The sequence below is a fragment of the Dactylosporangium sp. McL0621 genome, assembly GCF_049995355.1.
Classification (GTDB): Bacteria; Actinomycetota; Actinomycetes; order Mycobacteriales; family Micromonosporaceae; genus Dactylosporangium.
Window position 1 is genome coordinate 2,305,828 of sequence record NZ_CP188259.1, and the last position, 26,387, is coordinate 2,332,214.

Sequence of the window (26,387 nt, forward strand, 5' to 3'; positions counted from 1 at the left end):
GTTACTGCATCGAAATGTGCACGTGGTTGTAGTGGTCGCCGGCGGGGGTGCCGTCGCCGCCGTAGGACTTCCAGCCGCTGCTGGGCTGCCAGATGCGTTTGTACCAGATCACGTACTTGATGCCGAGGTTCTTCGCGTTGGCCAGCGCCCACGCGGCCAGGTTGTCGCCGTAGGTCTTGTCCGCCCCGGTCGCCCGTGCGTTGACGAATGTCGATGCGTTGGCGGAGAAGTCACAGGCCTTGCCGAGCGGGTGGTCGCCGCCCCCGCCGCTGCGGTAGCACGACGTGTAGTGCGTGAAGCCGGCCTTGCGGGCCTCGTTGTACATGTTCGTCGTGCGCGGGGACTGGCAGCCGCTGGTGGTGGGGTCGTCGCCCGAGCAGCCCTCCGAGGGGAACGAGCCGTCGGAGTTGCGGGCCACCGGGTTCGTGGTGACCTTGCCGCCGGACGGGGCGCTGCCCGAGCCGACGTCCGCCCCGCCGCCGGCCTTGCGCAGCGCGTCCTCGGCGGCCTTCTTGTTGGCCTCCATGATCTTCAGCTGCGCCTGCTGGTTGGCCACGGCGGCGTCGGCGTCCTTGCGCTGCTGCTCCAGCTGGCGCTGGGTCGCGGCGATCTCGCGCAGCTGTTTGTCCTCCTGCTGGAGCATGTACTCCACGGTGACCATGTTGTGCAGCATGTCGTCGGCGTCCTGGGCGCCGATGACGACGTTGACGATGCTGACCCGGTGGCCGCGGTACGCCGCGTTGGCGATCGTCCCCGCCTGTCCCTGCAGCTCGCCGAGGCGCGTCTGGGTCTTGGCCATCTGGTCGCCGATCGCGGCCTGGTCGGCCACCGACTTGTCCAGCCGGCCCTTGGCGTCGTTGTACTCGGCCGTCGCCTTGTCCAGGGCCTGACGCACAGTGAGGTTCTGGTTGCCGTCCACGTCGCCGCTGGGGGTCGGCTCGGCCGAAGCGGCGTCACCGAACGTGGTCACCAGAAGCAGCGCGGTGACCAGGAGCGTGAGTAAACGTCTCGGTGCCGTCGACATCGCCGGTCAGCATATCGAAGCGTCCGGAAAACGCCAGCGCGAGAATGTACGTCATGGACGACCTACTCACCCGGCATCGGCGGGTCATGCCCGGCTGGATGCCCGTGTACTACGACGAGCCCCTCGAACTCGTCACCGGCAAGGGTTCCCGGGTCACGGACAGTAACGGAAAAACGTACCTCGACTTTTTCGGCGGGGTCCTGACCAACTCGCTCGGTTACGACCTGCCGGAGGTGCGCGAGGCGGTCGAGCGGCAGCTGCGCACCGGCGTGGTGCACACGTCCACGCTGTACCTGATCCGTCACCAGGTCGAGCTGGCGGAGAAGATCGCGAAGCTGTCGGGCATCCCGGACGCGCGGGTCTTCTTCACCAACTCCGGCACCGAGGCGAACGAGGCCGCGCTGCAGGTCGCGACGAACACCCGCGGGAGCAACAGCATCCTGGCGGTGCGCAACAGTTACCACGGCCGCACGGCGGCGACGATCGCGGTGACCGGCAACCGCGCGTGGTCGGCCTCGGCGTACAGCCCGTACAACGTGAGCTACCTGCACTCCGGCGACCGGCTGCGCGGGCTGCTGCGGGGCATGAGCGACGAGCGGTACCTCGAGGCGGCCGAGGAGGACCTCCGCGAGGTGCTCGCGACCACGACCGCGGGCCCGGTCGCGTGCCTGATCGCCGAGCCGATCCAGGGCGTCGGCGGGTTCACGCACGGCCCGGACAAGCTCATGGGCGTCTGGCAGCGGGTGCTCGACGAGCACGGCATCCTGCTGATCTCCGACGAGGTGCAGACCGGCTGGGGCCGCACCGGCGAGCACTTCTGGGGCTACCAGGCCCACGGCGTCACGCCCGACCTGCTGACCTTCGCCAAGGGCATCGGCAACGGCTTCGCCCTGGCCGGCGTGGTCGGACGGGCCGAGGTCCTTGACTCGGTGCAGGGCATCTCGTTCTCGACGTTCGGCGGCAACCCGATCGCCACGGCGGCCGGCAACGCGGTGCTCGACTACATCGTCGAGCACGACCTGCAGGCCAACGCGGCCCGCGTGGGAGCGCTCCTATTGGATGGCCTGCGCGCGGTACAGAGCCCGATCGTGGCCGAGGTGCGCGGCAAGGGGCTCATGATCGGCATCGAGCTGACCAGCGCGGCCGCCACCGCGGCGGTCTTCGAGTCGTGCCGGCGCGACGGCCTGCTGGTCGGCAAGGGCGGCCTCTACGGCACCGTGATCCGGATGGGCCCGCCGCTGAACCTCACCGAGGACGAGGCGCGGGAGGGTCTGGTAATTCTGACCAGCGCCCTGCACGAGCACGGGAGTGTTACGGGCTGAGAACGCCCAGGTCAACCGGAAGATCATTGGCCCGGCCGAACCATCCCCAACGGGGACTGGTTCGGCCTTTTCCGTGAAAACCGGCGGATTCGGACCGTACCGGCCGCGTAACAAATCGGGCGTATTTGCGGCCGGACCCTGCCGCGGGGCCGGTTCGGGGTGATCTCCTAGGGCGAGCGGCCGAGCACCGGTCTCAAGATCGAGATGCGGTCTGAACTGGGCTTTTAGCTCCCATTAAGATCCACTTCGCAGGTAACAGTTTGAAAACTTCGCCCAACTCCTTGACAAGAAGGGGGCTTCAGTAAGAACTTTTACCACTAACAGTTAAGGAACCTTGCTGAAAGGAAAAGCGATGGTGTCTCGCGAGGAACTCACGACGGTGGTGCCGACCGCCGTCAGTGCCTCGCCGATGGCATCCGCACCCATCTCGCCCGCCCCGGCCGACGGGTTCGCCGCCGCCGGCAACGGTGAGAGCGTCCTGGTCCGCGTCCGCGCCGGGCTGCCCGAACTGACCGGCGCCCTGCAGCGCGTGGCCGAGCTGATCCTGGCCGACCCCGCCGCCGCGGCCCGCTCGACGATCGTCGAGCTCGCCGAGCGCAGCGGCACCTCGCCGGCGACCGTGACCCGCTTCTGCCGGGCGCTGGGCTTCGTGGGGTACGCCGAACTGCGCCTGGCCATCGCCGGCGAGACCGGCCGGGCCGCACGCACCGGCGGCTGGACGATGGACATCGGCCGCGAGATCCAGCCGACCGACCCGCTGGAGCGCGTGCTCGGCCAGATCATGGCCGCCGACACCCAGGCGATGCACGACACCGCGTCGCTGCTGGACCTCGGCGAGATCGAGCGCGCCGCCGAGGCCATCGCCCGCGCCGACCGGGTCGACATCTACGGCGCGAGCGGCAGCGCGCTGGTCGGCGGGGAGATGCAGTTCTGCCTGCACCGCATCGGCATCGCCGCCTGGGCCTGGACCGACGTGCACAACGGCCTGGCCAGCGCGGCGCTGCTCAAGGCCGGCGACGTGGCCCTCGGCGTCTCGCACAGCGGGCAGACCCGCGAGACGATCGAGATGATCGCCGAGGCGAGCAGCCGGGGCGCGACGACGATCGCGCTGACCAGCTTCCCCCGCTCGCCGCTCGCCGAGGTCGCCGACATCGTCCTGCTCACCGCGACGCAGGCGACCACCTTCCGGCCGGACGCCCTCTCGGCCCGGCACCCGCAGCTCGTGGTGCTCGACCTGCTGTACATCGCGGTCGCCCAGCGCACCCACGAGCGCGCCCACGCAGCGTTCTCCGTCACGGCCCAGGCGGTCGCCGGCCATCGGTCGGCCTCCGGAAAGGAAGCGTCGTGACCACTCTCCAGGACGCTCGCGCGAGAAAGGGCGACGGGATGGCCGTCACCGCTCACGGTTACGTCTCCGCGATCCAGTCGGTCATCGATCGGATCGCCCTCACCCAGGCCGACAACCTCAGCAGGGCGGCCGACCACATCGCCGCCGCGCTGCGCGCCGGCGGCCTCCTCCAGGCGTTCGGCACGGGGCACTCCGAGGCGGTGGCGGTGGATTTCGCCGGCCGCGCCGGGGGCCTCGTGGCGACGAACAAGATCCTCCTGCGGGACCTCGTCGTCTACGGCGGCGAGGACCCGAAGATCCTCGAGAACGAGAAGCTGGAACGCGATCCGAGCATCGCGGCCCGGCTCTACGAGATCGCCGCGCCGCGTCCCGAGGACGTGTTCGTGATGGCCTCGCAGTCGGGGATCAACGGGGGGATCGTCGAGATGGCGCTGCTGATCAAGCAGCGCGGGCACAAATTGATCGCCATCACATCGGTCGAGCACACCGGACGGGTGTCCCCCAGGCACCCCTCGGGCCAGCGGCTCGCCGACATTGCCGACGTCGTGCTGGACAACGGCGCGCCGTACGGCGACGCACTGCTGTCGCTGGATAGCGGCGGCGCGGTCTGCCCGGTCTCTTCGGTCACCAACGCGCTCATCGCGCAGCTGGTGGTCGCCGAGGTCGTGCGACGCATCGAGGCCGCGGGCGAGGTGGCTCCCGTCTACCTGTCCGCAAACGTCCCCGGCGGGGACGAGCACAACCACACCCTCGAGTCGCGGTACGCCGGACGCGTCCGACGAACCGCCTGACCCGAACCGAGGAGACCCCCAAATGTCCAATGAACTGACTCGTCGTACCGTCCTGCGGCGCGCGGCGGCGGCGGGCCTGCTCGCCACCCCCGCCGCCGGGCTGCTCTCCGCCTGCGCCGGCTCGGACTCTTCGTCCGACAAGGGCACGGGCGACACCGGAACCAAGTCGAACGACAACCCCTTCGGCGTCAAGGACGGCAGCACCGTCAAGGTCGTCGTCTTCGACGGTGGCCTGGGCACGGACTACGCGAAGAAGGACGTCACGATCTTCAACGCGAAGCACGCGAACGTCACGGTGAACCAGAGCGCCACCCAGAAGATCAAGACGCAGGAGCAGCCGAAGATGGCTACCACTCCGAGCGACCTGATCAACAACTCGGGTGCCGACATCATGGACACCAGCACGCTGATCAGCGAGAACGCCATCCAGTCGCTGGACGACCTGCTCGACGCCCCGACCTGGGACGGCACCGGCAAGATCCGTGACTCGCTGCTGCCGGGCACCATCAACGACGGCACGTTCAACGGCAAGTTCTACACGCTCAAGTACGCCTACACGGTGTGGGGCATGTGGTACGACGCCGCCCTGTTCGAGAAGAACAGCTGGACCGCGCCGAAGACCTGGGCCGACTTCTTCACCCTGGCCCCGAAGATCAAGGCGGCCGGCATCGCCCCGTTCGTCTACGACGGCGTGCACGGCTACTACCCGCGCTGGCACATCATGACCACGGTGTGGAACGCGGCCGGCAAGCAGGCCGTCGTCGACATCGACAACCTCAAGCCGGACGCCTGGAAGGCCGCGGGCATCCTCGAGGGCCTGCAGAACATCGAGAAGATGGTCAAGGACCAGCTGATCCTGGCCGGCTCCTCGGGCCTCAACCACACCCAGTCGCAGCAGGCGCACCTGGACGGCAAGGCCGCGTTCATCCAGCTGGGCACCTGGTACAAGAACGAGATGGCGAAGACCCTGCCGCCGGCGTTCAAGCTGACGCTGTCGAACTACTGGGACGTGGCCAGCCCGAAGGCGGCCGGCGCGGTCTACGCCGGTGCCGGCGAGGACTGGGTCGTCCCGGCCAAGGCCGAGAACGCCGCTGGCGCGAAGGAGTACCTGCGCGCGATGCTGTCCACCGAGGGCGCGGGCGCGTTCGCCTCGCTCACCAAGTCGCTGGCCTCGGTCAAGGGCTCGGGCGACAAGGTGGACGACCCGGCGCTGGCGAGCGCCAACTCCCTCATGAAGGGTGCGCCCGCGGACCTGGTCTCCTTCCGGTTCCCGGACTTCTACGCCGACTACGACAAGGAGAGCCAGAACCTCGCCGAGGACCTGATGGCCGGTCGTACCGACGCCGCCGGCTTCGTCACCAAGATGCAGGCGATCGCGGACAAGATCAGCAAGGACTCCAGCATCAAGAAGCAGACCCGCGCCAACTGACCCCGTTTCCCGGTTAGGTAGTGACTGATCATGCGGCACGGTAAAGCGCGGTTCGTGACGGGCTTCCTCGCCCTACCCGTACTGCTCTTCGCGTTCTACGTGGTGTGGCCGTTCGCCCAGGCGGTGGGGTACTCGTTCACCGACTGGGGCGGCTACTCGGACAAGCAGAACTTCGTCGGCGTGGACAACTACGTCCGGCTGTTCAAGGACGAGTTGGTACACAAGGCCTTCTGGCACAACGTGTTCTTCCTTGTCACCGTGCCGCTGTTCACGATCGCGCTGGCCTTGTTCTTCGCGTTCCTCCTCAATGTGGGCGGGCGCGGAGACAAGGCCGGCATCCGGGGCGTCTTCGGGTCCAGCGTCTACAAGGTCATCTTCTTCTTCCCGCAGGTGCTCTCCCTGGTCCTGATCGCCGTCATGTGGCAGGCGATCTACCGCACCGACGACCAGGGCCTGCTCAACGGCCTGCTCATGAAGGTCGGGCTGATCGACCCCCAGCACCCCAACCTGTTCGTCGCCGACCCCACGCCGATCCTCGGCATTCCCGCCGTGCTCTGGTGGCTCCTGCTCATCGCGGTCTGGAGCGGCGTCGGCTTCTACATGGTCCTGTTCTCGGCGGCCATGCAGGGCATCCCGAAGGACATCTACGAGGCGGCGCTGCTCGACGGCGCCGGCCGGGTGGCCACCTTCGTGCGGATCACGCTGCCCCTGCTGCGCGACAACATCTCGGTCGCCTGGGTCTACCTGGGCATCACCGCGCTGGACATGTTCGCCCTGGTGTACGTCATGACCCCCAGCCAGGGCGGCCCCGACCACGCCTCCGAGATCTTCGCTTCCGTGATTCAGTTCAATGCCTTCAACCGCGGTCAGTTCGGCTACGCGTGCGCCCTCGGTGTCGCGCTCGCGATCTTCACGATGCTGATCGCCGTCCTCCAGCTGCGGTTCACCCGCCGCGAACGAATCGAGTTCTGACATGGCTGACATGGCGGTGAACGACAGGCGGACGGCCCCCGCCGGCGGCGGCAGGCCGAGCCACGCGGTGCCGAGGAAGACCTCCTCGGAGCCGTCCAAGCTCTCCGACCGGGTGTTCGGCGGCTTCTCCCACCTGTTCCTGATCGTGTGGGCCCTCATGGTGGCCTACCCGATCCTGTGGGTGGTGGTCTCGTCGTTCAAGAGCGACAAGTACATCATCAAGGAGCCCCTGTCCCTCAACCCGCACGGCCTGCAGTGGGACAACTTCTCCCGCGCGTGGACCAAGGGCGGCCTCGGCGAGTTCTTCTTCAACACCGTCATCGTCGTCGGCGGCGGCGTGGTCCTCACGATGCTGCTGGGCTCGATGGCCGCCTATGTGCTGTCCCGCTACGAGTTCCCCGGCAACCGGGCGATCTACTTCATGTTCCTGGCGGGCCTGACGCTGCCGGTGTACCTCGCGATCGTGCCGCTGTTCAAGGGCGTCTTCAACACCGGGGTGTCGTTCCCGCTGCTCGGCCTGAACTCGCGGTTCATGCTGATCCTCGTGTACGTCGCCTGGTCGCTGTCGTTCACGATCTTCTTCATGCACTCGTTCTTCCGCACGCTGCCGACCTCGGTCGCCGAGGCGGCGCTGGTGGACGGGGCCTCGCACACCACGCTGTTCTTCCGCGTGATGCTGCCGATGGCCCGGCCCGGCCTGATCAGCATCGGCATCTTCAACGTGCTCGGTCAGTGGAACCAGTGGTACCTGCCGACCGTGCTCATGCAGGACACCAGCGGCGCCGGCAAGACCCACGAGGTGCTCGCCCAGGGCCTGATCAGCCTGTCGGTCAACCAGGGGTACAAGTCCGACTGGTCGGGCCTGTTCGCCGGTCTGACCATGGCCATGCTGCCCGTGCTGATCGTGTACATCGTCTTCCAGCGGCAGGTGCAGGCCGGTCTGACCGGTGGCATCTCCAAGTAACCGGACCCGCGCGGCCCCGGCGCTTCCACGAGAAGTACCGGGGCCGTGCGATGTAATGCCTTCATGCTCGTCGCGCTGACGCCCTCCGGCCCCGGCGGCCTTCTGCGCCCGCTGGCCGACGACGGCACGCCCGTCGGCGCCGAGCAGCACGTCCAGGACCTGGCGGGGGCGGTCGCACGAGTCGAGTCACGCGACCGCCCCCGCTGGCTCTGGGCGTCCACCGCCGAGATCTACCCGCGGCTCGTGCGCGCCGGCGTCCGCGTCGAGCGCTGCCACGATCTCGAGCTCGCCGAGGCGCTCCTGCTCGGCGCGGAGGGCGCCTGGGGCCAGCCCCGAACGCTCGCCGCGGCGAGTGCCCGCCTGGCGGGACGGCCGGTGCCGCCCGACCCGCCGGCGCGGGCGGCCGAGCCCCCGGGACTGTCGCAGGACTCACTCTTCGATGCCTTCGATGCGGCGACGGTACCGCTGGAAGAGCTGACGGCGGTCTATCGGGCGCAGCGGCGCCGGGTCGAGTCGCTGCCGGAGCTCGAGTCCGCGCACCCCCTCGCCCCCCGGGCCGGCGGCATGCGCACCCTGATCGCCGCGGAGTCCGCCGGCGCCCTCGTCGCCGTCGAGATGGGCCTGGCCGGCCTGCCCTGGCGCGCCGACGTCCACGACGCCCTCCTGCGCGAGCTGCTCGGCCCGCCCTCGCCGGTCGGCGGCCCGCCCGCGCGCCTGGCCGAGCTCGGCGCCCGGCTCAACGAGGCCCTGGGCCAGCGCGTGCACCCCGAGTCGCCGGCCGAGCTGCTGCGCGCCTTCGCCCGCGTCGGCATCATGCTGCGCAGCACGCGCAAGTGGGAGCTCGAGCACGTCGACCACCCGGCCGTGCCGATCCTGCTGGAGTACAAGGAGCTGTTCCGGCTCTGGACCGCCCACGGCTGGAGCTGGCTCGATCAGTGGGTGACCGGCGGCCGGTTCCGCGCCGAGTACATCCCCGGCGGCGTCGTCTCCGGCCGCTGGGCGACCCGCGGCGGCGGTGCTCTGCAGATCCCGAAGGTCGTGCGCCGGGCCGTCGTCGCCGACCCCGGCTGGGTGTTCGTCGTCGCCGACGCCGGCCAGCTCGAGCCGCGCGTGCTCGCCGCCGTCTCCGGCGACAAGCGCCTGGCCCGCGCGGGCGCGGCCGGGGACCTCTACGCGGCCCTCGCGACCGAGGCGTTCGACGGCGACCGCGCCCGGGCCAAGGTCGCGCTGCTCGGCGCGATGTACGGCCAGACCGGCGGCAGCGCCGCGCCCGCCCTGGCCGCCCTACGGCGCTTCTACCCGGACGCGTGGGACCTCGTCGAGGAGGCGGCCCGCACCGGCGAGGCTGGGGGACTGGTGCGCACCTGGCTCGGGCGCACCTGCCCGCCGGCGTCGGTGAGCTGGCGCGAGGGCTTCGACGAGCCCGGGGCCGAGGTGGAGAGCCGCGGCGGGGCCAGGGGCCGGGCCCGCGGCCGGTTCACCCGCAACTTCGTCATCCAGGGCACGGCGGCCGAGTGGGCGCTCGTCCTGCTGGCCCGCCTCCGCGCGGCCCTGACCGGCGGCGGACGCCGCGCGGAGCTCGTGTTCTTCCAGCACGACGAGGTCATCGTGCACTGCCCGCGCGAGGAGGCCGAGGGGGTCGCGGCCGCCGTGCACGCCGCGGGCGACGAGGCCAGGCAGCTGCTCTTCGGCGACACGGCCGTGCGGTTTCCGCTGGAGGTGTCGATCGTCGAGGCCTACTTCGACGCGAAATAGCGTTCGGCCTGTCCGTGGGCGACCGCTACTCCGCCGCGAAGTAGGCCGCCAGCATGTCGGTGTGGGTCGGGAAACACAGCTCGCGCGGCCCGACGGCGATCTCGAACCCGAGCGACTCCTCTGTCCGGATCGACGCGGGCAGTTCGGCCAGAGGACGCGGCGGCAGTACCCCGAACACGATGAGATTCCCGCTGGTCACACTCTGCACATCGAACAGCCGGACGTCGCCCGCATCCGCCCGGATCGTCGTCTCCTCGAGCAGCTCCCGGACCGCCGCCTCCTGCCACGACTCGCCGACCTCGATGAACCCGCCGGGCAGCGCGAGCTCACCGCGCTTCGGCTCGATGTCGCGGCGCACCACGACGATCCCGCGCCCCTCGTCGGTGTCGACGGGCAGCAACGTCACCGCCACCGGCAGCGGATTGCGCCAGGTGGTCTCGCCGCACGCGGCACAGACCCGTGGCCAGGGCGCCCCTTGCTCATAGGCGGCGCCGCAGTACGAACAGTGATCATGGAGGGCCATGAGCATGCAGCCTACCGAGCGGGTACTAATCTGGTCCGAGTCGGTGCTGTAGACCGTCGGACGTAGGAGAGCCCGCTGAGCGCGATAGTCGGACTCGTACTCGCCGCAGGTGGCGGCCGCCGGTACGGCGGACCCAAGGCCCTCGTGCGCCACGAGGACGGCCGCCTGCTGGTCGAACGCGCCGTCGCCACCTTACGCGACGGCGGTTGCACACGTGTGTGGGTCGTCCTCGGCGCCGAGGCCGACCGCGTCCGCGCCGAGGCCTCGCTGGGCGACGCCACGCTGGTGGACAACTCGACGTGGAAGAGCGGCATGGGCTCGTCCCTGCGCGTGGGGCTGGCGGCGCTGGCGGACACCGACGCCTCGGCGGTCCTGGTACTGCTCGTGGACACGCCGGGCATCGGCCCGGAGGCGGTGGCCCGGCTGCTGGCCGCGGCGCCGCCCGGCGCGGCCGCCCTGCTCACCGCGACGTACAAGGGCAAACGGGGCCATCCGGTGATCCTGGGCCGCGACCACTGGCCGGGCGTGACAACCTTGGCGACGGCGGACGTGGGCGCGCGAGCGTATCTGGTGGCGCACGCGGACCAGGTCCAGGGCGTGCCGTGCGAGGACATCGCCGACGACACCGACTTGGACGTCCCCCCGGAGTAACCGCCCAGCCCGGCGAGGTCGCCTGGTGTCGGCGCCACACACGGTCGCGCGGTTGCTCGGTGTCGCTTTGCGCGTCCGGTTGCATTGCCGCGCATGGTCGTGCGGTTGCGGGGGTCGTTTTGCGCGCTGCGATTCCGGTGCCGCGCATGGTCGTGCGGTTGCGGGGGTCGTTTTGCGCGCTGCGATTCCGGTGCCGCGCATGGTCGTGCGGTTGCGGGGGTCGTTTTGCGCGCTGCGATTCCGGTGCCGCGCATGGTCGTGCGGTTGCGGGGGTCGTTTTGCGCGCTGCGATTCCGGTGCCGCGCATGGTCGTGCGGTTGCGGGGGTCGTTTTGCGCGCTGCGATTCCGGTGCCGCGCATGGTCGTGCGGTTGCGGGGGTCGTTTTGCGCGCTGCGATTCCGGTGCCGCGCATGGTCGTGCGGTTGCGGGGGTCGTTTTGCGCGCTGCGATTCCGGTGCCGCGCATGGTCGTGCGGTTGCGGGGGTCGTTTTGCGCGCTGCGATTCCGGTGCCGCGCATGGTCGTGCGGTCAGCGATGACGGTTTGTGGTGGCCGCCCGCCGGCCGCGCGTAATCGTGCGGCGAGCGGTGGCGGTTCATGTAGCCCGGCTGCAGTGCCATGCGCGGTCGAACGGTCAGCGATGACGGTTTGCGTGCGCCCAAAGCGCCGCCCAGCCGGCCGGTTCGAGCCACGCGGCCGGCACCAGCAGCCCGTGCTCGGCAACGCACTCCCAGAACACCTCGCGGTCGGCGCCCAACTCCACCGCGTCCGGCCAGGCCGCGACCCAGGGCCCGCCATCGTCGTTCAGCGCCGAGGCGGGAAACCCGGGCACGGTGACCCGGCGCGCCCCCGCCACCGGCACCCCGGGCCCCGACCACGACGTCACCGCGAGCGCGCACGCACACAGCATCGGCGCATCGAGCCCCTCCGGCCGCCGCCCGGCGAGCGCAGGGTTACCGGCCCGCAACAGCACGCCCATCGCCCGCCGGACGCGCCGCGCCACCAGCTCGGTGGTCCGGGCTTCGGCGATGCCGGGAGCCTTCGCCACCGTACGCAGCGATCCCGTCAACGGCTCGTCCAACGCCAACGGCGCCAGCTCCGCCACCCGGTGCCCGGCCCGCGGCGTCCCGTGTCCAGCCGGCTCCGCCGTCCCGTGTCCAGCCGGCTCCGCCGTCCCGTGCCCGGCCGGCGCCGTCCCCAGTCCATCCAGCGCCGTCCCCAGTCCATCCAGCGCTGCCCCGTGTCCAGCCTGCGCCGTTTCCAGCTCGTCCAGAGTCGCCCCGTGCCCGGCGTGCGCAGCCCCGTGTCCAGCCTGCGCGGTTTCCAGCCCGTCCAGCGTCCTTCCGTGCGCGGCCTGCATCGCCCCCGGTCCGTCCAGCGCCGTCCCGTGCCCGGTGTGCGTCGTTCCGTGTCCGTCCTGCTTCGCCCCGTACGCGGCCAGCGCACTGCTGAGCGGCCGCGCACCACCGGCGCGCCACACCTGCCCGGCGGTGAGGACACCCGCCTCGAGGGCTGCGGCCACGGTACGGGTCAGGGCGCCCGCCGAAACCCGCCGCAGCGCCGTCATCGCCGCCAGGTCCTCGTCGGCCTGGCCGTCCAGCCGCGCCAGCAGTTGCAGCGCTTCTTGCATTGGCGGAGTGCGCAGGGCATCGGTCGCGCGGGCGCCCAGAGCCGGGCCGTGCTCGGCCGCGATCCGCGCCGCCGGGGTCCGGCTACGCCGCCCGCGGGCCGGGTCCTGCGCGTGGCGTCCGCGGGTCGGCTCTTGAACGTGGAGCCTGCGGACCTCCTCCTGGGCGTAGCGTCCGCGGGCCTGCTCATGGGCGTAGCGTGCGCGGGCTTCCTCATGGGCGTAGCGTGCGCGGGCTTCCTCATGGGCGTAGCGTGCGCGGGCTTCCTCATGGGCGTAGCCTCCGCGGGCCTCTTCCTGGGCGTGGCGGCCGCGGACGTGCACCTGGACGTGGCCGGGTGCCGGGAGTTCCGGATCGACCGCGGTCGGGTGGGCCGGGTCCGGGGGCGGCGGCAGCGTGGCCACCCAGGCGCGGAAGCGGTCGGCCAGCTCCGGCTCCGGGTCGTGGTTGAACCGCGCCTGCAGCTCATCGATCCGCCATCCGCGTGCGCTCGGGCGCAGGTCGGCGTTGAGCAGGAGGCGGCCGTCGGCGGCGCGTACGGCGAGCAGGAAGGCGCGTCCGGCCAGTGCGGCCTCGGTGTACAACTGGCCGCCGATGCAGTTTCCCATGTACGCGCCCCACTCCGCCGTCCGCCGCGGCGTGTGTGCGACCTCGATCTGCTCGTCGCCGCCTGGCAGCGTGGCGCCGTCGGCGGCCAGGACGGCCGCGGGGACGGCGAAGGAGCCGGTCAGCGCCTCGGCCACGGCCGCCTCGGCCCGCAGCGCGGCGATCAGGCCGCTCCAGGTGCGCGCCCGCCGCGCCGCGGCCGCCACCGGTGTGCCCGGCCGCAGCCCGGCGAGCCCTGCGAGCTGCGCCGTCCCGCCGGCGACGAGCGCGATCGAGTCCCGGCGCGGCTCGAGCGGCGACGCCTCCGGGCGCTCGAGGATGATGTCCGGGACCCGGCCGTACTCCACCGTCGCCGCCGCCTCCCCGTCCAGCTGGGCCAGCGCGTCGCCCAGCTCGGCCAGCCACAGCAGGTCGCCGATCGTCTCCCGCGCCGGCTCGCCGCGGGCCAGTAGCTGTCCGAGGCTGACGCCGTCGATGCCCTGCAGGAGCCGCGGCTGCCACCACTGCGCGAGCCGCTCCGGCGAGAACAGCCCGACCTTGTCCCGCCAGTCGCTCATGGACCCGGCGGCCCATCGCGCGGCGATCTTGTGCACGTGCTCGTCGTCCACTTCTGTCAGTTCGTACAGCAGGATGGCGGCGTTCTCGAGTGCGAGCCGGCCGTACGCGCGGGCGTTGGCGATCACGTTGGGCAAGGAGTCGGGGCGCGGCCGGCGGCGGTCGAGGTCGCGCAGGATCGCGCCCGGGCGCGCGGGAAGGCCCGTGAGCCCCGGTACCGGCCGCGCCGCGAGCTGCGCCGCGGGCTGGTCCAGCAGCGCTCCGGCCGCGGCGATCTCGTGGCGGTGCCGCTCCAGCGCCGCGGCCGCGCCGTGGTCGGCGACCGACACGGCCAGTCGCACGAGCACGGTGGCACCGAGGCAGTCGTGCAGGGTGACGGTGGTGCGGCGGTGGCGGTACCACTGCGGCATCTTCCATCGCGCGGCGTCGGCCAGGGTCGGCTCCCGGCGCACCGTGCGGCGGACGGCCTCGACGATCGCGTCGTCGTCGTACCGCGCGAACCGGCGGCGCAGGTCGTCGAGCCGGTCGGTGCGGGCCTGCGTCGCCCGCCGCCGGTCGCGGCGCCGCTCCGCCTCCTGGTGCGCGCAGACCTCGTCCCACAGGCTGCGCAGCAGCACGGCCCGCCGCGGCTGGGGTACCGCCTCCAGCACCTGCCGCAGTTGCTCCCCGACCACGGAGGGCAGCCCGTCGGGGAAGGGGTCGACGCCGTCCGCGGACAGGGCGTCGAGCAGCGCCACCAGCTGTTCCGGCCCGAGTACCTCCGCGGCTGCCACCGCGAACCGCAGCGCCGCCCACCGGCCGTCGGCCACCGCCGCGGTCGCGGCCGCCCCGAGCGGCTTCGTCGCCTCGATGCCGAACAGTGCCACGGACACCGCGGCGGGCGCCCCGAGCGGCGCGGCGCCGACGGCCCGCAGCGCGGCGAGCACACCGTCGCGGCGGTTGCCGGCCCCGCCCTCGATGCGCGCCGAGCGGAACCCGGCCCCGAGCTCGACCCCGGCGTCGGCGGCCACGACTCCGCCCTGTTCGACGAGTTGCTCGAGCCGTTCGAGGGCCGCGCTCACCCGCCGCTCGTCGGCGTCGGCCGGCCCGACCGCGACGGCCCGCCCGGGAGCCTCCGGCGCCCTCGACCAAACACGCTCGCCGGCGCCCGGAATCACCCCTGCGGTGAGGCGCGTCGTCACGCGCTCATCATGGCGCCGCCCAGGCACGGCACGCAGCGCATTTTCCCGCCGGCAGGACGTGCACGTCCGGACGTGAACGGACGGTGCGGGCTGAGCGATATGTGCACGTCCGGACAGGAACGAACGGCGCAGCGCAGTTGGCGACGCGTGCACGTTCCGACGGGAAATGGACGGCGCGGGGTGAGCGATGCGTGCACGTTCCGACGGGAAATGGACGGCGCGGGGTGAGCGATGCGTGCACGTTCCGACGGGAAATGGACGATGCGAGTGAGCGATGTGTGCGCGTTCGGGTCGGATCCGGGTGGGAGTGGGCGGCGCGGTTGGCGATGCGTGCGCGTTTGGACGGACTGGACGGTGCGGGTGGCGATGTGTGCGCGTTCTGGACGGGATCCGAATGGGAGTGGGCGGTGCAGTGGCGTTGTGTGCGCGTTTAGGAAGGAGTGGACAGGGCGCGCGGCGATGTGTGCGCGTTCGGGCGGGAATGGACGGCGTCGTTGAGGCGGTGTGCACGTTCGGACTCGAACGGGTTGCTGCGCGGTGGACGGGGCCGGAATGTCGTAGTTGTGGCGGCACTCAGCGTGATGATTCCCCGAACGGCACGCTTAGGCGCATAGTTGTGGGCGTGCCGGACTTCGCCTCGCCGGCCGCTCTTGCGGCGCGCCTGGCCGACGTGGGCTACCTCGCTGACGAGGGGCTCGCGATGGCGGGCTTCCTTGCGCTGCGTCTGGGTCGGCCGATCTTTCTCGAGGGTGACGCCGGGGTGGGTAAGACCGCGTTCGCGGCTGCGCTGGCCGAGGCCGCCGGGGTAGAGCTCATCCGGCTCCAGTGTTACGAAGGGCTCGACGCCTCGCAGGCGCTCTACGACTGGGATTTTCCGCGCCAAGTTCTGCACCTGCGCGCCGTCGAAACCGCCGCCCGCGGTGAGCTTTCCGCCGACGAGCTCGAGGCCGATCTGTACGACCGGCGCTTCCTGCTCGCCCGGCCGCTCCTGCAGGCCGTCGAGCGCGCCCCCTGCGTGCTGCTCGTGGACGAGGTCGACCGCGCCGACGACGAGTTCGAGGCCTACCTGCTCGAGCTGCTCGCCGACGCGGCCGTCACGGTGCCCGAGCTGGGGCGGATCGTGGCCGAGGTACCGCCGGTCGTGGTGGTGACCAGCAACCGCACGCGCGAGGTGCACGACGCGTTGAAGCGCCGTTGTCTGTACCACTGGGTCGCCCACCCCACCCCCGAGCGCGAGGCCGCCATCGTGCGCACCCGGCTGCCCGGCATCGACGAGCGGCTGGCCGCGCGGATCGCGGAGGCCACCGCGCGGCTGCGGGCCCTCGACCTGGTCAAGCCCCCGGGCGTCGCCGAGGCGATCGACTGGGCGGCCGCCCTGCGGGCCCTGGGGCTGCCGGCGCCGGGCGTGGAGACGCTGGGCGTGGTGCTCAAGGTCCGCGAGGACATCGAGCTGGTGCGGACCGCCGATGTCCTCACCTGACCGCGCGGTGCCGCTCGACCGGCGGCTGGCCTTCCTCACCGCGCTGGACGCGGTGGGGCCCGAGCACACGTACTGGGTCGGGCGCCTCACCCTGTGCGGGTCGCCGGAGGACATCGCGTGGTACGACGCCGCCGTCCGCGGGCGGGAGCGCGATCCGGCGCCGAAGGGCACGCCGTGGCAGGTGCGGCGGATGCCCGAGCGGTCGCTGTTCCGGGCCACGATGCCGCCGGCGGGACAGGCGGCCGACGGCGATCCGGCGCTGGCGGTGCAGGCCAGCGCGGAGGAGGTACTGCGGCATCGGGACCTCGCCACCCTGTCCACTGTGGAGCGGGTGGAGGCGGCGCGGCTGCTGCGGATCGCGGGGCGGGCCGAGCCCATGCGGCGCGGCCGGCGGTACACCCCGGCCTCGCGCGGCGTCGTGGACCGGCGCCGCACCGTGCGCGCCCTCCTGCGCGGCCCGGACGTGCTGCTGCGCAAGGCGCGCCGGCCGCGGCCCCGGCGCCTGGTCGTGCTGGTCGACGTGTCCGGGTCGATGTCGCCGTACGCCGACGCGCTGCTCCGCTTTACCCACGCGCTGGTGCGGCACCGTCCACGGTGGACGACGGCGTACGCGCTCGGCACGCGCCTCACCCCGCTCACGTCCGCCCTGCGCACCCGCGATCCGGAGACGGCCCTGCGCCTGGCCGGGCAGTCGATTCCCGACTGGCGCGGCGGTACCCGGCTGGCCGACACGATGCGCGCATTCGTGCGCGGCGACGGGCATCGCGGCGCCGCCCGCCGCGCGGTGGTCGTGGTCTGCAGCGACGGCTGGGAGACGGGGGACCCGGTGCGGCTGGCCGACACCGTCGCCCACCTGCGCCGCCTGGCCGCGCGCGTCGTCTGGGTCAGCCCGCACGCGGGGCGGCCCGGGTTCTCGCCGTCCGCCGCGGGCCTGGCCGCGGTGCTCCCGCACGTCGACGCGCTCGTCGCGGGCCATACGATCGCGGCGCTGGAGACGTTGGTACAGAGCCTGGAGGTGCGTCGTGCGTGAGGTGCTCAGCGGCCCGCGCCGCGGCGGCGCGGGCGATGTGTTGCAGAGCCGGAGGTGCGTCGTGCGTGAGGTGCTCAGCGGCCCGCGCCATGGCGGCGCGGGCGATGTGTTGCAGAGCCGGAGGTGCGTCGTGCGTGAGGTGCTCAGCGGCCCCCGCCATGGCGGCGCGGGCGACGTGTTGCCGAGCCGGAGGTGCGCGGTGCGTGAGGAGTTCAGTGGCCTGCGCCGCCCGGAGGTGCGTCGTGCGTGAGGTGCTCAGCGAGCTGCTCGGCTGGTGGCGCGCCGGGGAGCCGGTCGGGATGGCCACCGTGGTGCGCACCTGGCACAGCTCGCCGCGGCCGGCGGGCGCGACGATGCTCGTCGGGCCGGACGGGACCGCGGTCGGCAGTGTCTCGGGCGGGTGTGTCGAGGGGGCCGTGTATGAGCTGGCGCGCGAGGTGGTCGAGCTCCGGAGCCCGGTCGTGCAGCGGTACGGCGTCAGCGACGACGACGCCTTCGCCGTCGGCCTGACCTGCGGCGGCATCATCGAGCTGCTGGTCGAGCCGGTCGACCGCACGACGTACCCGGAGCTGGAGCGCGTCGCGCACGCGATCGAGCACCGCGACCCGGTCGCCGTCGTGTCCATCGTGGAGGGACCGGCGGACCGCGTCGGGCGGCGCATCGTGGTGTGGCCCGGGTCCGCCGACGGCACCCTGGGCTCCGCGCGCCTCGACGCCGCGGTGACCGACGACGCCCGTGGCCTGCTCGCCGCCGGGCGGACCGACACATTGCACTACGGCCTGGACGGGGAGCGCCGGGGCGAGGGCCTCACGGTGTTCGTGGCGTCGTACGCGCCGCCCGCGCGCATGCTCGTCTTCGGCGCCATCGACTTCGCGGCGTCGGTCGCGCGGATCGGTGGCTTCCTGGGGTACCACGTCACGGTCTGCGACGCCCGCCCGGTCTTCGCCACCTCGAAGCGCTTCCCGGGCGCCGACGAGGTCATCGTCGATTGGCCGCATCGGTACCTCCAGGGCGAGATCGACGCCGGCCGCGTCGACGACCGCACCGTCGTGTGCGTGCTCACGCATGACCCGAAGTTCGACGTGCCGGTGCTGCAGGTGGCGCTGAGCCGGGAGTTCGCGTACGTCGGGGCGATGGGCTCCCGCCGCACCCACGAGGACCGCATGGCGCGGCTGCGCGAGGCCGGGATCGGCGAGACCGAGATCGCCCGCCTGTCCTCGCCGATCGGCCTCGACCTGGGCGCGCGCACCCCGGAGGAGACCGCCGTGAGCATCGCCGCCGAGATCATCGCCGGGCGCTGGGGCGGCGGGGGAGCGCGGCTCACCATGACGGCGGGCCGCATCCACCACGACTAGAGCGCAGCGCAGCGCCGCGGCCGGGTGGCCGTGGCCGGTCACGGCGACTGGAGCCCGCGCAGCGCCGCGGCCGGGTGGCCGTGGCCGGTCACGGCGACTGGAGCCCGCGCAGCGCCGCGGCCGGGTGGCCGTGGCCGGTCACGGCGACTGGAGCCCGCGCAGCGCCGCGGCCGGGTGGCCGTGGCCGGTCACGGCGACTAGAGCCCGCGCAGCGCCGCGGCCGGGTGGCCGCGGCCGGTCACGGCGACTGGAACCCGCGCAGCGCCTCAGCCAGGCGGCCGGGCTGGTCCAGCGGGATCAGCGTGTCCGTGTCCTCGATCTCCACCAGCCGGCCCTGCGGCAGCAGCTCCGCGAGGCGCCGGCCGTGCTCGGGCGGCATCACGCGGTCGTGTTTGGCCCACACCACGAGCGCCGGGCGGTCGAAGCCGCGCAGATCCTCCGCGGCGCGCATCAGGATCGTGCGGTCGGCGAAGACGGCGCGCAGTACACGTACCGAATCCCGGGCTATCGCTTTCTGGGTCAGGATCGGCGCCATCCAGGCGCGCGTCGCCCGGTCGCCGCGCCGGGTCAGCCGGCCGAAGGCGATCGGGAGGCGCCGTGCCGGCTTGAGGCGCATCTGCTGCATGAACGCGCGGAAGAGGCCCGCGGGCAGCCGGCCCAGCGCGGCGATCGTGCGGCCGGTCAGGCCCGGCGGCAGGTTGTCGAACGCCTCGCACGACACCAGCACGAGCCGGCCCACGCGGGGGTCGGCCGCGGCCAGCTGCGCGACCGCGCCGCCCGTGTCGTTGCCGACCAGGGTGACGTCGCGCAGGTCCAGCCGGTCGAGCAGTTCCCGCACCGTGGCGGCGGTGCCGGGCAGCGACAGGTCCGCGTCCGCGCGTACGGCGATGCGGTGCGCGCCGAACGGCAGCGTCGGGGCGATCACCCGGAAATGTGGCGAAATTTCGGGAATGACCGAGTCCCACAGCGACGCGTCCATGAGCAGCCCGTGCAGCAGCACGATGACGGGCCCGGTGCCCCCGGTGTCGCGGTACTCGACGGTGCCGACCCCGAGCTCGATCTGCGTCATGCAAGAAGTGAACCACGTGGTTCACATTGAGCGCTAGGCCCGTTCTTCGCGTTCGAGGGCCCGCAGCAGCGCCCGCAGCCCGGCCGCGGTGCCCTCCTCGTCCCCGCCGGTCACCCGGTCGAGCAGGAGGCCGCGCAGCGTGGCGAGCATCATCTCCGCGACCTCGGCCTTCCGGGCGGCGCTCCAGTCCGGCGGGCACAGCGACAGCAGCGCGGGCAGGTAGCGCTCGGTCGCCTCGCGGCCGAACTGCGCGTACCGGGTGGGGTCGTACATCGCGAGCCCGGTCGACTGCTCCAGCACCCGATGCCCGAAGCGCGGGTCGGTGAGCACGGGCCACAGCGCCTCCACGCGCGCCGCGAGGGTCCCCGGCCCGGCGGCGGCCGCGGCGAGCCCGGTGTCGATGCGCCGCTTCCGGAGCCGGTCCACCGCCTGAACGAGCAGATCGTCGACGCCGGCGAAGTGATAGAGCAAGACCTTGTGGGTGGTACCGGCGGCGCGTGCGGCCCGGCGCAGCGAGAAGTCCACGAGCCCGTGGGCCGCGAGGTCCTCCACGACGCGCTCGAGCAGCTCCTGCCGCCGGGCCTCGCCGCGGGCCGTGCCGGCCGACCGCCGGTAGACGCTCTCCACGGGCCCAGCATCCCAGATGGGCGGCGACGCGCGGGATGCCCGGCAAGCCGGTTGCCCAGGGGTTGCTGCCGGGGAGTGCAACAGATTCGATCCGCGGAGTTGGTACCGTCGCCCGCCCGCCGCCCGGTAGCGTCCTGCGAATGCTCGCGACCATGCTCGCCGCCGCGGCGACCGCCGGCGTCTACGTGCTGCTGATCTCGCGCCACCTGTACAAGGCCGCCGCGCCGGGCCGGCCGCACCGCCGCCTGGCCGACGCCGAGCGGTCCGCGACGGTGCGCCTCCTCTACGGCGAGCTCGACCGCGCCGGCTACCGCGCGGAGCTGGAGATGCTGGCCGCCCTGGACGCCGTCGGGCGGCCACTGGTGGTCCCGGCGTCGGAGCACTGAGACCCGGCACCGTTCTCATCGCCGGGAACCTTATCGCGAATGAGAATGGTGTGTTACGGTCCGGAGTGTGGAGTCCGCGGACCTTCTGCTGCACCCGGTCCGGCTGCGGATCGTGCAGGCGTTCCTGGGCGACCGGGCGCTGACGACGGGCGCGCTGGCCGCCGAGCTCGCCGATGTGCCGCCCGCGACGTTGTACCGGCAGGTCGCCCGCCTGGTCGACGCCGGCGTGCTCCAGGTCGTCGTGGAGCAGCTGGTCCGGGGCGCGGTGCAGCGCACGTACACGCTGCGGGCCAGCGCCGCGGTCATCACGCCGGACCAGGTCGCGGCGATGAGCGCCGCGGACATGCGGCAGGCGTTCGTGGCGTTCGTGGCCGGGCTGCTCGGTGACGTCGACCGGTACCTGGCGCGCGACGCGGTCGATCCCGTCCGGGACGGGGCGAACTTCCGGCTGGCCGGGCTGTGGCTCGACGACGCGGAGTTCACCACGCTGCTGCAGGACCTCATGCGCGTCCTGCAGCCCGCCGCGGCCAAACCCCCGGGCCCGGGCCGCAAACGCCGCATCCTGGCGACGGTGATGCTCCCGGGCGAGGAAGCGACACCGTCGCTTCCTGGCGGCGAAGCGACGGTGGCGCCTCGCGGCGGCGAAGCGACGGTGGCGCCTCGCGGCGGCGAAGCGACGGTGGCGCCTCGCGGCGGCGAAGCGACGGTGGCGCCTCGCGGCGGCGAAGCGACGGTGGCGCCTCGCGGCGGCGAAGCGAAGAAGCCGACACGCCGGAAACGGAGGACGACATGACCACGACCGGGCCGGGCGAGATCAGCATGAGGATTCTGGAACTGGCGCAGGCGGACAGGTTCGCCGAGCTCCGCGACCTGTTCGCGCCGAACCTTCGCGCGATGCTCACGCCGGAGTCGCTGCGGGCCGTCTGGCGCGCCGAGATCGAACGGCACGGGCCGGTCACGGCGGTGGATGCGCCCGTCAGCGATCCGGAAGGGCCGGGCGGCACGCTGGTACGAACTCCGGTCGTCTTCGCCCACGGCCGGGTCACCATGCTGGCCACGATCACCGGCTCGGGCTGGGTCGTCGGCATCCAGTTCGCCGGCGCCGACGCGGCCGCGCCGGCCGAGCCGTGGCGGCCGCCCGGGTACGCCGATCCCGGCGCCTTCGACGAGGAGGACCTGACGATCGGCTCGGGGCCCCTCGCCGTCGGCGGCACCCTGTCCCGGCCCCGAGCGCCCGGGCCGCACCCCGCCGTCGTGCTGCTGCCCGGCTCCGGACCGATGGACCGCGACGAGACGATCGGCCGCAACAAGCCCTTCAAGGACCTCGCCTGGGGCCTGGCGAGCCGCGGCGTCGCCGTGCTGCGGTTCGACAAGGTCACCCGGGCCCACCCGGGCCTCATCACGGCGGACTTCACGGTGGACGACGAGTACCTGCACCACGCCACCGCGGCCACGCACCTGCTGCGGCAGCGCGAGGGCGTCGATCCGGCGCGGGTGTTCATACTGGGCCACAGCCTCGGCGGTACCGTCGCCCCGCGGGTCGCCTCCGCCGACCCGTCCGTCGCCGGGCTGGTCCTGCTGGCCGGCGGGGCGCAGCCGTTGCACTGGTCCGCGGTGCGCCAGCTGCGCTACCTGGGCTCGCTGGACCCGGCGGGCGCGGACACGGTACAACCGGCCATCGACGCCCTGACCAGACAGGCGACCGCCGTCGACAGTCCAAGCCTGTCGACGGCGACGCCCGCGAGCGACCTGCCGTTCGGCGTCCCGGCCCCGTACTGGCTCGACCTGCGCGGCTACGACCCGCCCGCGGCCGCGGCGGCGCTCGGCAAGCCCGTGCTGATCCTCCAGGGCGGCCGCGACTACCAGGTCACCGTCGACGACGACCTCGCCCGCTGGCGCGCCGCGCTCGCGGGCCGCCCCGGCGTGACCGTCCGGGTCCACGACGCCGACAACCACCTGTTCTTCAGCGGCAGCGGCCCGTCCAAGCCGTCCGAGTACGAGTCCGCCCAGCACATGGACGCCGCGGTCGTCATCGACGTCGCCGACTGGCTGAACCGGAGCTGACGCGACCCATGCTGTGGGATCCGTCGGGAGCGCCGCGGCAGGCGCTTTGGATCGGCGGCGGCCAATGGGCCGGCAAATCCACGGTGGCCCGGATCCTCGCCTTCCGGCACGGCATCACGGCGTACCGCCGGCACCAGCTCGGCACCCTCACGAGAGCCGGCGCGCCCCCGCGCGGTGTCAGCGACCCCGAGCGCGCCCAGCGCAACCGGATCGCCCGCGACCGCCTCGTCGCCGAGGACGCCGTGCGCGCCGCGACCGCGCTCGGCATGCCGGTCGTCGAGATCGACGGCTCCCTGGGCGCCGAGGGGATCGCCGACATCGTGGCCGAGCACTTCAGCCCGTACCTCGGCAACGCCTGACGGCCCGTTCGCTGCGCGCGAACGCCGGCGGCTCGGGACGGTGGGCCGGCGCGCCGCGGCCTACGGTCTGATGATGACGACGAAGGCCGCGTACGACGCCCACGCCGACTGGTACGAGGACTACGTGACCGGGGCCGCCGCCGAGTACACGACGCGCCGGCAGGCGCTGCTGCGCCGGCTGCTCGGGGCCGGGCCGGGCGTCTGCCTGGACCTGTGCTGCGGCACCGGGGTGCAGGCCGCCGAGCTGGGCGCGCTCGGGTGGAGCCCCGTCGGGCTGGACCTGTCCGGCGGCCAGCTGCGCCACGCCGTGCGCCGGCTGCCGGTGGTGCGGGCGGACGCGGCCGCGCTGCCGTTCGCCGACGGCGCGGTCCCGGCGGTCGACTGCGTCCTCGCGCACACCGACGTGCCGGACTACGCGGCCGTGCTCCGCGAGGTGGCCCGGGTGCTACGGCCCGGCGGCCGGTTCGTCCACATCGGCGTGCACCCCTGCTACGTGGGCGCGTTCGCCGACTGGAGCGCCCGGCCGACGGTCATCGTCGACGAGCGCTACGCCGACCGGTCGCACACCTACGAGGCCTGGTGCCCGGCCGGGGTCCGGGCCCGCGTCGGCGCCTGGCACCTACCGCTCGCCGATCTGCTCAACGCCGTGATCGCGGCCGGGCTGCGGCTCGGCCGGGTGGAGGAGGTCGGCCCGGCCGGCGTTCCCGACGTCCTGGGCCTGGTCGCGGTGAAGCCCGCCTGAGGGGGCGGTCGCGCGGTACGCGAAGGCCGGCGGCAGGTTGCGCCACACCAGCCGGCTCGTGCGCAACGTGCCGAAGTGCCGGCCGAGCTCGCCGGCGAACCGGCGGCCCGGTGGCGTCCAGGCCGCGTGGGCGTAGGCGAACGTGGTGAACGCGCCCGCCGGTGCGAGTACCGCGGCGACCGCATCGAGAATCCGGTGCCGGACCGGCTCCGGCATGACGGTCCACGGCAGCCCGGACACCACCGCGTCGACCGGATGGTCCACCAGGCTCGCCAGGTCGGCGGCGGAGCCGTGCACGACGTCCACCGGCTGCCCGCGGTACCGGTCGGCCAGGCGCGCGGCGAGGTGGCGATTGATCTCGATCGCGACGATCCGGGTGCCGGGCCCGACCCGGCGCCGGATCGCGTCGGTGAAGACGCCGGTCCCGGGCCCCAGCTCGACGACGGTCCGGGCCCGCTCCAGGCCGATGCCCTCGGTCATCGTCCGGGCCAGCGCGGGCGAGCTCGCGGCGATCGCCCCGGTCAGCAGCGGGTGGCGCAGGAACTCGGTGAGAATCGACATGGCGGGGACGCTAGGAGCCATGATCATCATCGGTCGTCCGTCCGTGCGGCCGTCCCCGTCCTACCGTGGGAGGACTCCCGTCCGGCCTCCGATCGGTACCGTTGGGCCGTGTTCAGGGTGGTGGGACGGCGCGCGGTCGACCCGGTCCTCGCGGTCGCCCTCGCGGCGCCGGCGATCGTCGTCCCGCCCGCCGGGCGGCCGCTCTGGGTGCAGATCCTCGTTCTGGCCGGATTGGTACTGCCGCTGCTCGGACGGCGCCACCGCCCGGCGGCGATGACCGCGATCATGCTCGGCGCCGCCTGGCTCGGGCTGCTCACCCGGGCCTGGGCGGAGCATCTCCCGCTCGCCCACCTGGCGCTGCTGTTGATGCTCTACACGCTTGTCGTGCGCGGCCGGCGCCGGGCGGCGATCGTCGCCGGTGCGGCCGTGGCCGCGTTCTTCGGCGCCTGGACCCTCACCGTCCGGGCCGCCCCGGACACGGGCTGGAGCCTGCTCACCTACGGCCTGGCGATCGCCACGGCCTGGCTGCTCGCCGAGCGTGTGCGGGGCCGGCGCGCCTACCTCGAGTCGGTCGAGCGCCGGGCCGAGCTGGCCGACTCCGAGCGCCGGGCCCTGGCGCGCGCCGCCGCCGCCGAGGAGCGGACCCGGATCGCCCGGGAACTGCACGACGTGCTCGCCCACAGCGTGAGCGTCATGGTCGTCAACGCCGAGGGCGCGCAGCTGATGCGGCACACCGACCCGGCCGCCGTGGACCGGACGCTGCGGCTGGTGAGCGCCACCGGGCGGGAGGCGCTGAACGAGCTGCGCCGGCTGCTGGCGGTGCTGGAGGCCGGCGGACCGGTACCGCCGCCGCCGTCTCCGACCCTGGCCGACCTTCCGCGGCTGACGGCCGGGGTCGACGGCGCGGTCATCCGGGTCACCGGCCGCGGCGACGACGTGCCGGCCGGGGCCGTGGTGCAGGCCTACCGGATCGTCCAGGAGGCGCTGGCGAACGTGGTCAAGCACGCCGGGGCCGGCGCCGGCCCCGAGGTCACCGTCGACCTGGGCGAGCCCGGCCCGGGGCGGGCGGTCCGGATCGAGGTGCGCGACAGCGGCACCGCCGCGCCCCGGTCGCCGCGGCTGCCGTCGTCCGGGCGGGGCATCGCGGGCATGCGCGAGCGGGTGGCGATGTTCGGCGGCACGCTCGACGCGGCCCCGCGGCCGGAGGGCGGCTACCGGGTGGTCGCCACGCTGCCGCTCGAACCGGCCGTCACAGCGATTCCACAGCGGTACACCGGCAGCATGGAGGCATGTCCGACCGGAAACCGTCCCGGGTCCTGATCTGCGACGACCAGGAGATGATGCGGGTCGGGCTCCGCATGGTGGTCGACAGCCAGCCCGACCTCACCGTCGTCGGCGAGGCGGCGGACGGCCGGCAGGCGATCGACCTCGCGGTGGAGCACCACCCGGACGTGATCCTCCTGGACGTGCGCATGCCCGGCCTGGACGGCGTGACCGCGGCCGGCAGGATCCGCGGCGCCCTGCCCGCCACCCGGATCCTGATGATCACGACGTTCGACCTCGACGAGTACGCCTTCGCGGCCCTGCGGAACGGTGCCGACGGCTTCCTCGTGAAGGACGCGCCCGCCGCGGAGATGCTCGTGGCGATCCGCGGCGTGCTGCGCGGCGATCCGATGGTCTCGCCGTCGGTCACCCGAAGACTGCTCGACCGGTACGTCACCGCCGGCCCCGGCCCGCAGCCCGACCCGCGCCTGCAGCGCCTGACCGACCGCGAGCGCGAAGTGCTGAGCCTGATCGCCCGCGGGCTGAGCAACGCCGAGATCGCCGGCCGGCTCTACCTGGGCGAGACCACGGTGAAGACCCACGTGGGCCGGATCTTCGCCAAACTGCAGGTGCGGGACCGGGTCGGCGCGGTCGTGTGGGCGTACGAGAGTGGGCTGAGCCGGCCCGGCGTCTGAGGGCACG

24 protein-coding genes and 1 pseudogene are annotated in these 26,387 nt (G+C 73.0%); 18 read left to right on the forward strand and 7 right to left on the reverse strand.

Going from position 1 to position 26,387, the window contains the following annotated elements; translation table 11 throughout:
* Nucleotide 1: 1 nt before the first annotated feature.
* Both ACPPVO_RS10625 and ACPPVO_RS10630 read right to left on the reverse strand, forming a co-directional pair.
* Nucleotides 2-970 carry a coiled-coil domain-containing protein gene (locus tag ACPPVO_RS10625; RefSeq protein ID WP_360383658.1) on the reverse strand — a complete coding sequence of 323 codons (969 nt, stop codon included), beginning with the start codon at nt 968-970 and terminating at the stop codon, nt 2-4.
* Entirely contained in the window at nt 954-1,079 is a 126-nt protein-coding gene (locus ACPPVO_RS10630; protein ID WP_426511043.1) for a hypothetical protein, read from the reverse strand. Before ACPPVO_RS10630 ends, ACPPVO_RS10625 begins: the two co-directional genes overlap by 17 nt.
* On the opposite strand from ACPPVO_RS10630, the gene ACPPVO_RS10635 reads away from it, so the two are divergent.
* From ACPPVO_RS10635 to ACPPVO_RS10665, 7 genes are all read left to right on the forward strand, one after another.
* Entirely contained in the window at nt 1,069-2,346 is a 1,278-nt protein-coding gene (locus tag ACPPVO_RS10635; RefSeq protein WP_426511044.1) for an aspartate aminotransferase family protein, read from the forward strand. The two genes, ACPPVO_RS10630 and ACPPVO_RS10635, sit on opposite strands and share 11 nt — an antisense overlap.
* Before the next feature lie 409 nt (nt 2,347-2,755).
* Complete coding sequence (locus ACPPVO_RS10640) at nt 2,756-3,694, forward strand: MurR/RpiR family transcriptional regulator (protein ID WP_360383742.1); 939 nt, start codon at nt 2,756-2,758, stop codon at nt 3,692-3,694.
* Between the two features lie 38 nt (nt 3,695-3,732).
* Nucleotides 3,733-4,485 carry a sugar isomerase domain-containing protein gene (locus tag ACPPVO_RS10645; RefSeq protein ID WP_426514596.1) on the forward strand — a complete coding sequence of 251 codons (753 nt, stop codon included), beginning with the start codon at nt 3,733-3,735 and terminating at the stop codon, nt 4,483-4,485.
* Between the two features lie 22 nt (nt 4,486-4,507).
* Nucleotides 4,508-5,914, forward strand: coding sequence for an N-acetylglucosamine/diacetylchitobiose ABC transporter substrate-binding protein (gene ngcE / locus ACPPVO_RS10650; RefSeq protein ID WP_426511045.1), 1,407 nt, complete (start codon nt 4,508-4,510; stop codon nt 5,912-5,914).
* Nucleotides 5,915-5,944: 30 nt separating this feature from the next.
* Nucleotides 5,945-6,886: a carbohydrate ABC transporter permease gene (locus ACPPVO_RS10655; protein WP_426511046.1), complete on the forward strand. Its 942-nt coding sequence runs from the start codon at nt 5,945-5,947 to the stop codon at nt 6,884-6,886.
* A gap of 157 nt (nt 6,887-7,043) precedes the next feature.
* Nucleotides 7,044-7,850: a carbohydrate ABC transporter permease gene (locus tag ACPPVO_RS10660; protein WP_426514597.1), complete on the forward strand. Its 807-nt coding sequence runs from the start codon at nt 7,044-7,046 to the stop codon at nt 7,848-7,850.
* A 63-nt stretch (nt 7,851-7,913) separates the two neighbouring features.
* The gene (locus ACPPVO_RS10665; RefSeq protein ID WP_426511048.1) at nt 7,914-9,605 is read left to right on the forward strand and encodes a bifunctional 3'-5' exonuclease/DNA polymerase; all 1,692 of its coding nucleotides are present in this window, start codon (nt 7,914-7,916) and stop codon (nt 9,603-9,605) included.
* Nucleotides 9,606-9,630: 25 nt separating this feature from the next.
* Here ACPPVO_RS10665 and ACPPVO_RS10670 read toward each other — a convergent pair whose 3' ends face one another.
* Nucleotides 9,631-10,128, reverse strand: a complete 498-nt coding sequence (locus ACPPVO_RS10670) for an NUDIX domain-containing protein (RefSeq protein ID WP_426511049.1) — start codon at nt 10,126-10,128, stop codon at nt 9,631-9,633.
* 84 nt (nt 10,129-10,212) lie between these two features.
* Between ACPPVO_RS10670 and ACPPVO_RS10675 the strand changes: the two genes are divergently transcribed.
* On the forward strand, nt 10,213-10,779 hold the full coding sequence (locus tag ACPPVO_RS10675; protein WP_426514598.1) for a nucleotidyltransferase family protein: 567 nt from the start codon (nt 10,213-10,215) through the stop codon (nt 10,777-10,779).
* Between the two features lie 634 nt (nt 10,780-11,413).
* Here ACPPVO_RS10675 and ACPPVO_RS10680 read toward each other — a convergent pair.
* On the reverse strand, nt 11,414-14,749 hold the full coding sequence (locus tag ACPPVO_RS10680) for a hypothetical protein (RefSeq protein WP_426511050.1): 3,336 nt from the start codon (nt 14,747-14,749) through the stop codon (nt 11,414-11,416).
* 622 nt (nt 14,750-15,371) lie between these two features.
* On the opposite strand from ACPPVO_RS10680, the gene ACPPVO_RS10685 reads away from it, so the two are divergent.
* The 3 genes from ACPPVO_RS10685 to ACPPVO_RS10695 all read left to right on the forward strand — a co-directional run bounded on the left by ACPPVO_RS10685 (nt 15,372) and on the right by ACPPVO_RS10695 (nt 18,614).
* Nucleotides 15,372-16,229: an AAA family ATPase gene (locus ACPPVO_RS10685; RefSeq protein WP_426511051.1), complete on the forward strand. Its 858-nt coding sequence runs from the start codon at nt 15,372-15,374 to the stop codon at nt 16,227-16,229.
* Nucleotides 16,216-17,259: a vWA domain-containing protein gene (locus ACPPVO_RS10690; RefSeq protein WP_426511052.1), complete on the forward strand. Its 1,044-nt coding sequence runs from the start codon at nt 16,216-16,218 to the stop codon at nt 17,257-17,259. The genes ACPPVO_RS10685 and ACPPVO_RS10690 overlap by 14 nt, the downstream gene beginning before the upstream one ends.
* 242 nt (nt 17,260-17,501) lie before the next feature.
* The gene (locus ACPPVO_RS10695; protein ID WP_426511053.1) at nt 17,502-18,614 is read left to right on the forward strand and encodes an XdhC family protein; all 1,113 of its coding nucleotides are present in this window, start codon (nt 17,502-17,504) and stop codon (nt 18,612-18,614) included.
* Between the two features lie 238 nt (nt 18,615-18,852).
* Here the strand turns inward: ACPPVO_RS10695 and ACPPVO_RS10700 are convergent, their stop codons facing one another.
* Together ACPPVO_RS10700 and ACPPVO_RS10705 are read right to left on the reverse strand one after the other, a co-directional pair.
* Nucleotides 18,853-19,683: an alpha/beta fold hydrolase gene (locus ACPPVO_RS10700; protein ID WP_426511054.1), complete on the reverse strand. Its 831-nt coding sequence runs from the start codon at nt 19,681-19,683 to the stop codon at nt 18,853-18,855.
* Nucleotides 19,684-19,716: 33 nt separating this feature from the next.
* Nucleotides 19,717-20,310 carry a hypothetical protein gene (locus ACPPVO_RS10705; protein WP_426511055.1) on the reverse strand — a complete coding sequence of 198 codons (594 nt, stop codon included), beginning with the start codon at nt 20,308-20,310 and terminating at the stop codon, nt 19,717-19,719.
* 140 nt (nt 20,311-20,450) lie between these two features.
* Here ACPPVO_RS10705 and ACPPVO_RS10710 point away from each other — a divergent pair, with 140 nt between their 5' ends.
* The 5 genes from ACPPVO_RS10710 (at nt 20,451) to ACPPVO_RS10730 (ending at nt 23,861) form a co-directional block, all read left to right on the forward strand.
* The gene (locus tag ACPPVO_RS10710) at nt 20,451-20,696 is read left to right on the forward strand and encodes a hypothetical protein (RefSeq protein WP_426511056.1); all 246 of its coding nucleotides are present in this window, start codon (nt 20,451-20,453) and stop codon (nt 20,694-20,696) included.
* A 67-nt stretch (nt 20,697-20,763) separates the two neighbouring features.
* Nucleotides 20,764-21,489, forward strand: coding sequence for a helix-turn-helix domain-containing protein (locus ACPPVO_RS10715; RefSeq protein ID WP_426511057.1), 726 nt, complete (start codon nt 20,764-20,766; stop codon nt 21,487-21,489).
* On the forward strand, nt 21,486-22,760 hold the full coding sequence (locus ACPPVO_RS10720) for an alpha/beta hydrolase family protein (RefSeq protein WP_426511058.1): 1,275 nt from the start codon (nt 21,486-21,488) through the stop codon (nt 22,758-22,760). Before ACPPVO_RS10715 ends, ACPPVO_RS10720 begins: the two co-directional genes overlap by 4 nt.
* An 8-nt stretch (nt 22,761-22,768) precedes the next feature.
* The gene (locus ACPPVO_RS10725) at nt 22,769-23,119 is read left to right on the forward strand and encodes a hypothetical protein (protein WP_426511059.1); all 351 of its coding nucleotides are present in this window, start codon (nt 22,769-22,771) and stop codon (nt 23,117-23,119) included.
* Nucleotides 23,120-23,192: 73 nt separating this feature from the next.
* A complete protein-coding gene (locus ACPPVO_RS10730; RefSeq protein ID WP_426511060.1) occupies nt 23,193-23,861 on the forward strand; it encodes a class I SAM-dependent methyltransferase in 669 nt (222 codons plus the stop codon).
* A gap of 207 nt (nt 23,862-24,068) precedes the next feature.
* Here ACPPVO_RS10730 and ACPPVO_RS10735 read toward each other — a convergent pair.
* Nucleotides 24,069-24,452, reverse strand: a pseudogene (locus ACPPVO_RS10735) (class I SAM-dependent methyltransferase); the annotation flags it as partial.
* Nucleotides 24,453-24,530: 78 nt separating this feature from the next.
* Here ACPPVO_RS10735 and ACPPVO_RS10740 point away from each other — a divergent pair.
* Both ACPPVO_RS10740 and ACPPVO_RS10745 read left to right on the forward strand, forming a co-directional pair.
* A complete protein-coding gene (locus tag ACPPVO_RS10740) occupies nt 24,531-25,742 on the forward strand; it encodes a sensor histidine kinase (RefSeq protein WP_426511061.1) in 1,212 nt (403 codons plus the stop codon).
* The gene (locus tag ACPPVO_RS10745) at nt 25,712-26,380 is read left to right on the forward strand and encodes a response regulator transcription factor (protein WP_360383623.1); all 669 of its coding nucleotides are present in this window, start codon (nt 25,712-25,714) and stop codon (nt 26,378-26,380) included. Before ACPPVO_RS10740 ends, ACPPVO_RS10745 begins: the two co-directional genes overlap by 31 nt.
* Nucleotides 26,381-26,387: the final 7 nt, after the last annotated feature.

What these genes read in the sequence shown, in the direction of transcription:
- ACPPVO_RS10635 (WP_426511044.1), top strand. Translation starts at nt 1,069, where the DNA reads ATGTACGTCATGGACGACCTACTCACCCGGCATCGGCGGGTCATGCCC.
- ACPPVO_RS10630 (WP_426511043.1), bottom strand. Translation starts at nt 1,079, where the DNA reads ATGACGTACATTCTCGCGCTGGCGTTTTCCGGACGCTTCGATATGCTG.
- ACPPVO_RS10640 (WP_360383742.1), top strand. Translation starts at nt 2,756, where the DNA reads ATGGCATCCGCACCCATCTCGCCCGCCCCGGCCGACGGGTTCGCCGCC.
- ACPPVO_RS10645 (WP_426514596.1), top strand. Translation starts at nt 3,733, where the DNA reads ATGGCCGTCACCGCTCACGGTTACGTCTCCGCGATCCAGTCGGTCATC.
- ngcE (WP_426511045.1), top strand. Translation starts at nt 4,508, where the DNA reads ATGTCCAATGAACTGACTCGTCGTACCGTCCTGCGGCGCGCGGCGGCG.
- ACPPVO_RS10655 (WP_426511046.1), top strand. Translation starts at nt 5,945, where the DNA reads ATGCGGCACGGTAAAGCGCGGTTCGTGACGGGCTTCCTCGCCCTACCC.
- ACPPVO_RS10660 (WP_426514597.1), top strand. Translation starts at nt 7,044, where the DNA reads ATGGTGGCCTACCCGATCCTGTGGGTGGTGGTCTCGTCGTTCAAGAGC.
- ACPPVO_RS10665 (WP_426511048.1), top strand. Translation starts at nt 7,914, where the DNA reads ATGCTCGTCGCGCTGACGCCCTCCGGCCCCGGCGGCCTTCTGCGCCCG.
- ACPPVO_RS10670 (WP_426511049.1), bottom strand. Translation starts at nt 10,128, where the DNA reads ATGGCCCTCCATGATCACTGTTCGTACTGCGGCGCCGCCTATGAGCAA.
- ACPPVO_RS10690 (WP_426511052.1), top strand. Translation starts at nt 16,216, where the DNA reads ATGTCCTCACCTGACCGCGCGGTGCCGCTCGACCGGCGGCTGGCCTTC.
- ACPPVO_RS10700 (WP_426511054.1), bottom strand. Translation starts at nt 19,683, where the DNA reads ATGACGCAGATCGAGCTCGGGGTCGGCACCGTCGAGTACCGCGACACC.
- ACPPVO_RS10710 (WP_426511056.1), top strand. Translation starts at nt 20,451, where the DNA reads ATGCTCGCGACCATGCTCGCCGCCGCGGCGACCGCCGGCGTCTACGTG.
- ACPPVO_RS10720 (WP_426511058.1), top strand. Translation starts at nt 21,486, where the DNA reads ATGACCACGACCGGGCCGGGCGAGATCAGCATGAGGATTCTGGAACTG.
- ACPPVO_RS10725 (WP_426511059.1), top strand. Translation starts at nt 22,769, where the DNA reads ATGCTGTGGGATCCGTCGGGAGCGCCGCGGCAGGCGCTTTGGATCGGC.
- ACPPVO_RS10730 (WP_426511060.1), top strand. Translation starts at nt 23,193, where the DNA reads ATGACGACGAAGGCCGCGTACGACGCCCACGCCGACTGGTACGAGGAC.
- ACPPVO_RS10745 (WP_360383623.1), top strand. Translation starts at nt 25,712, where the DNA reads ATGTCCGACCGGAAACCGTCCCGGGTCCTGATCTGCGACGACCAGGAG.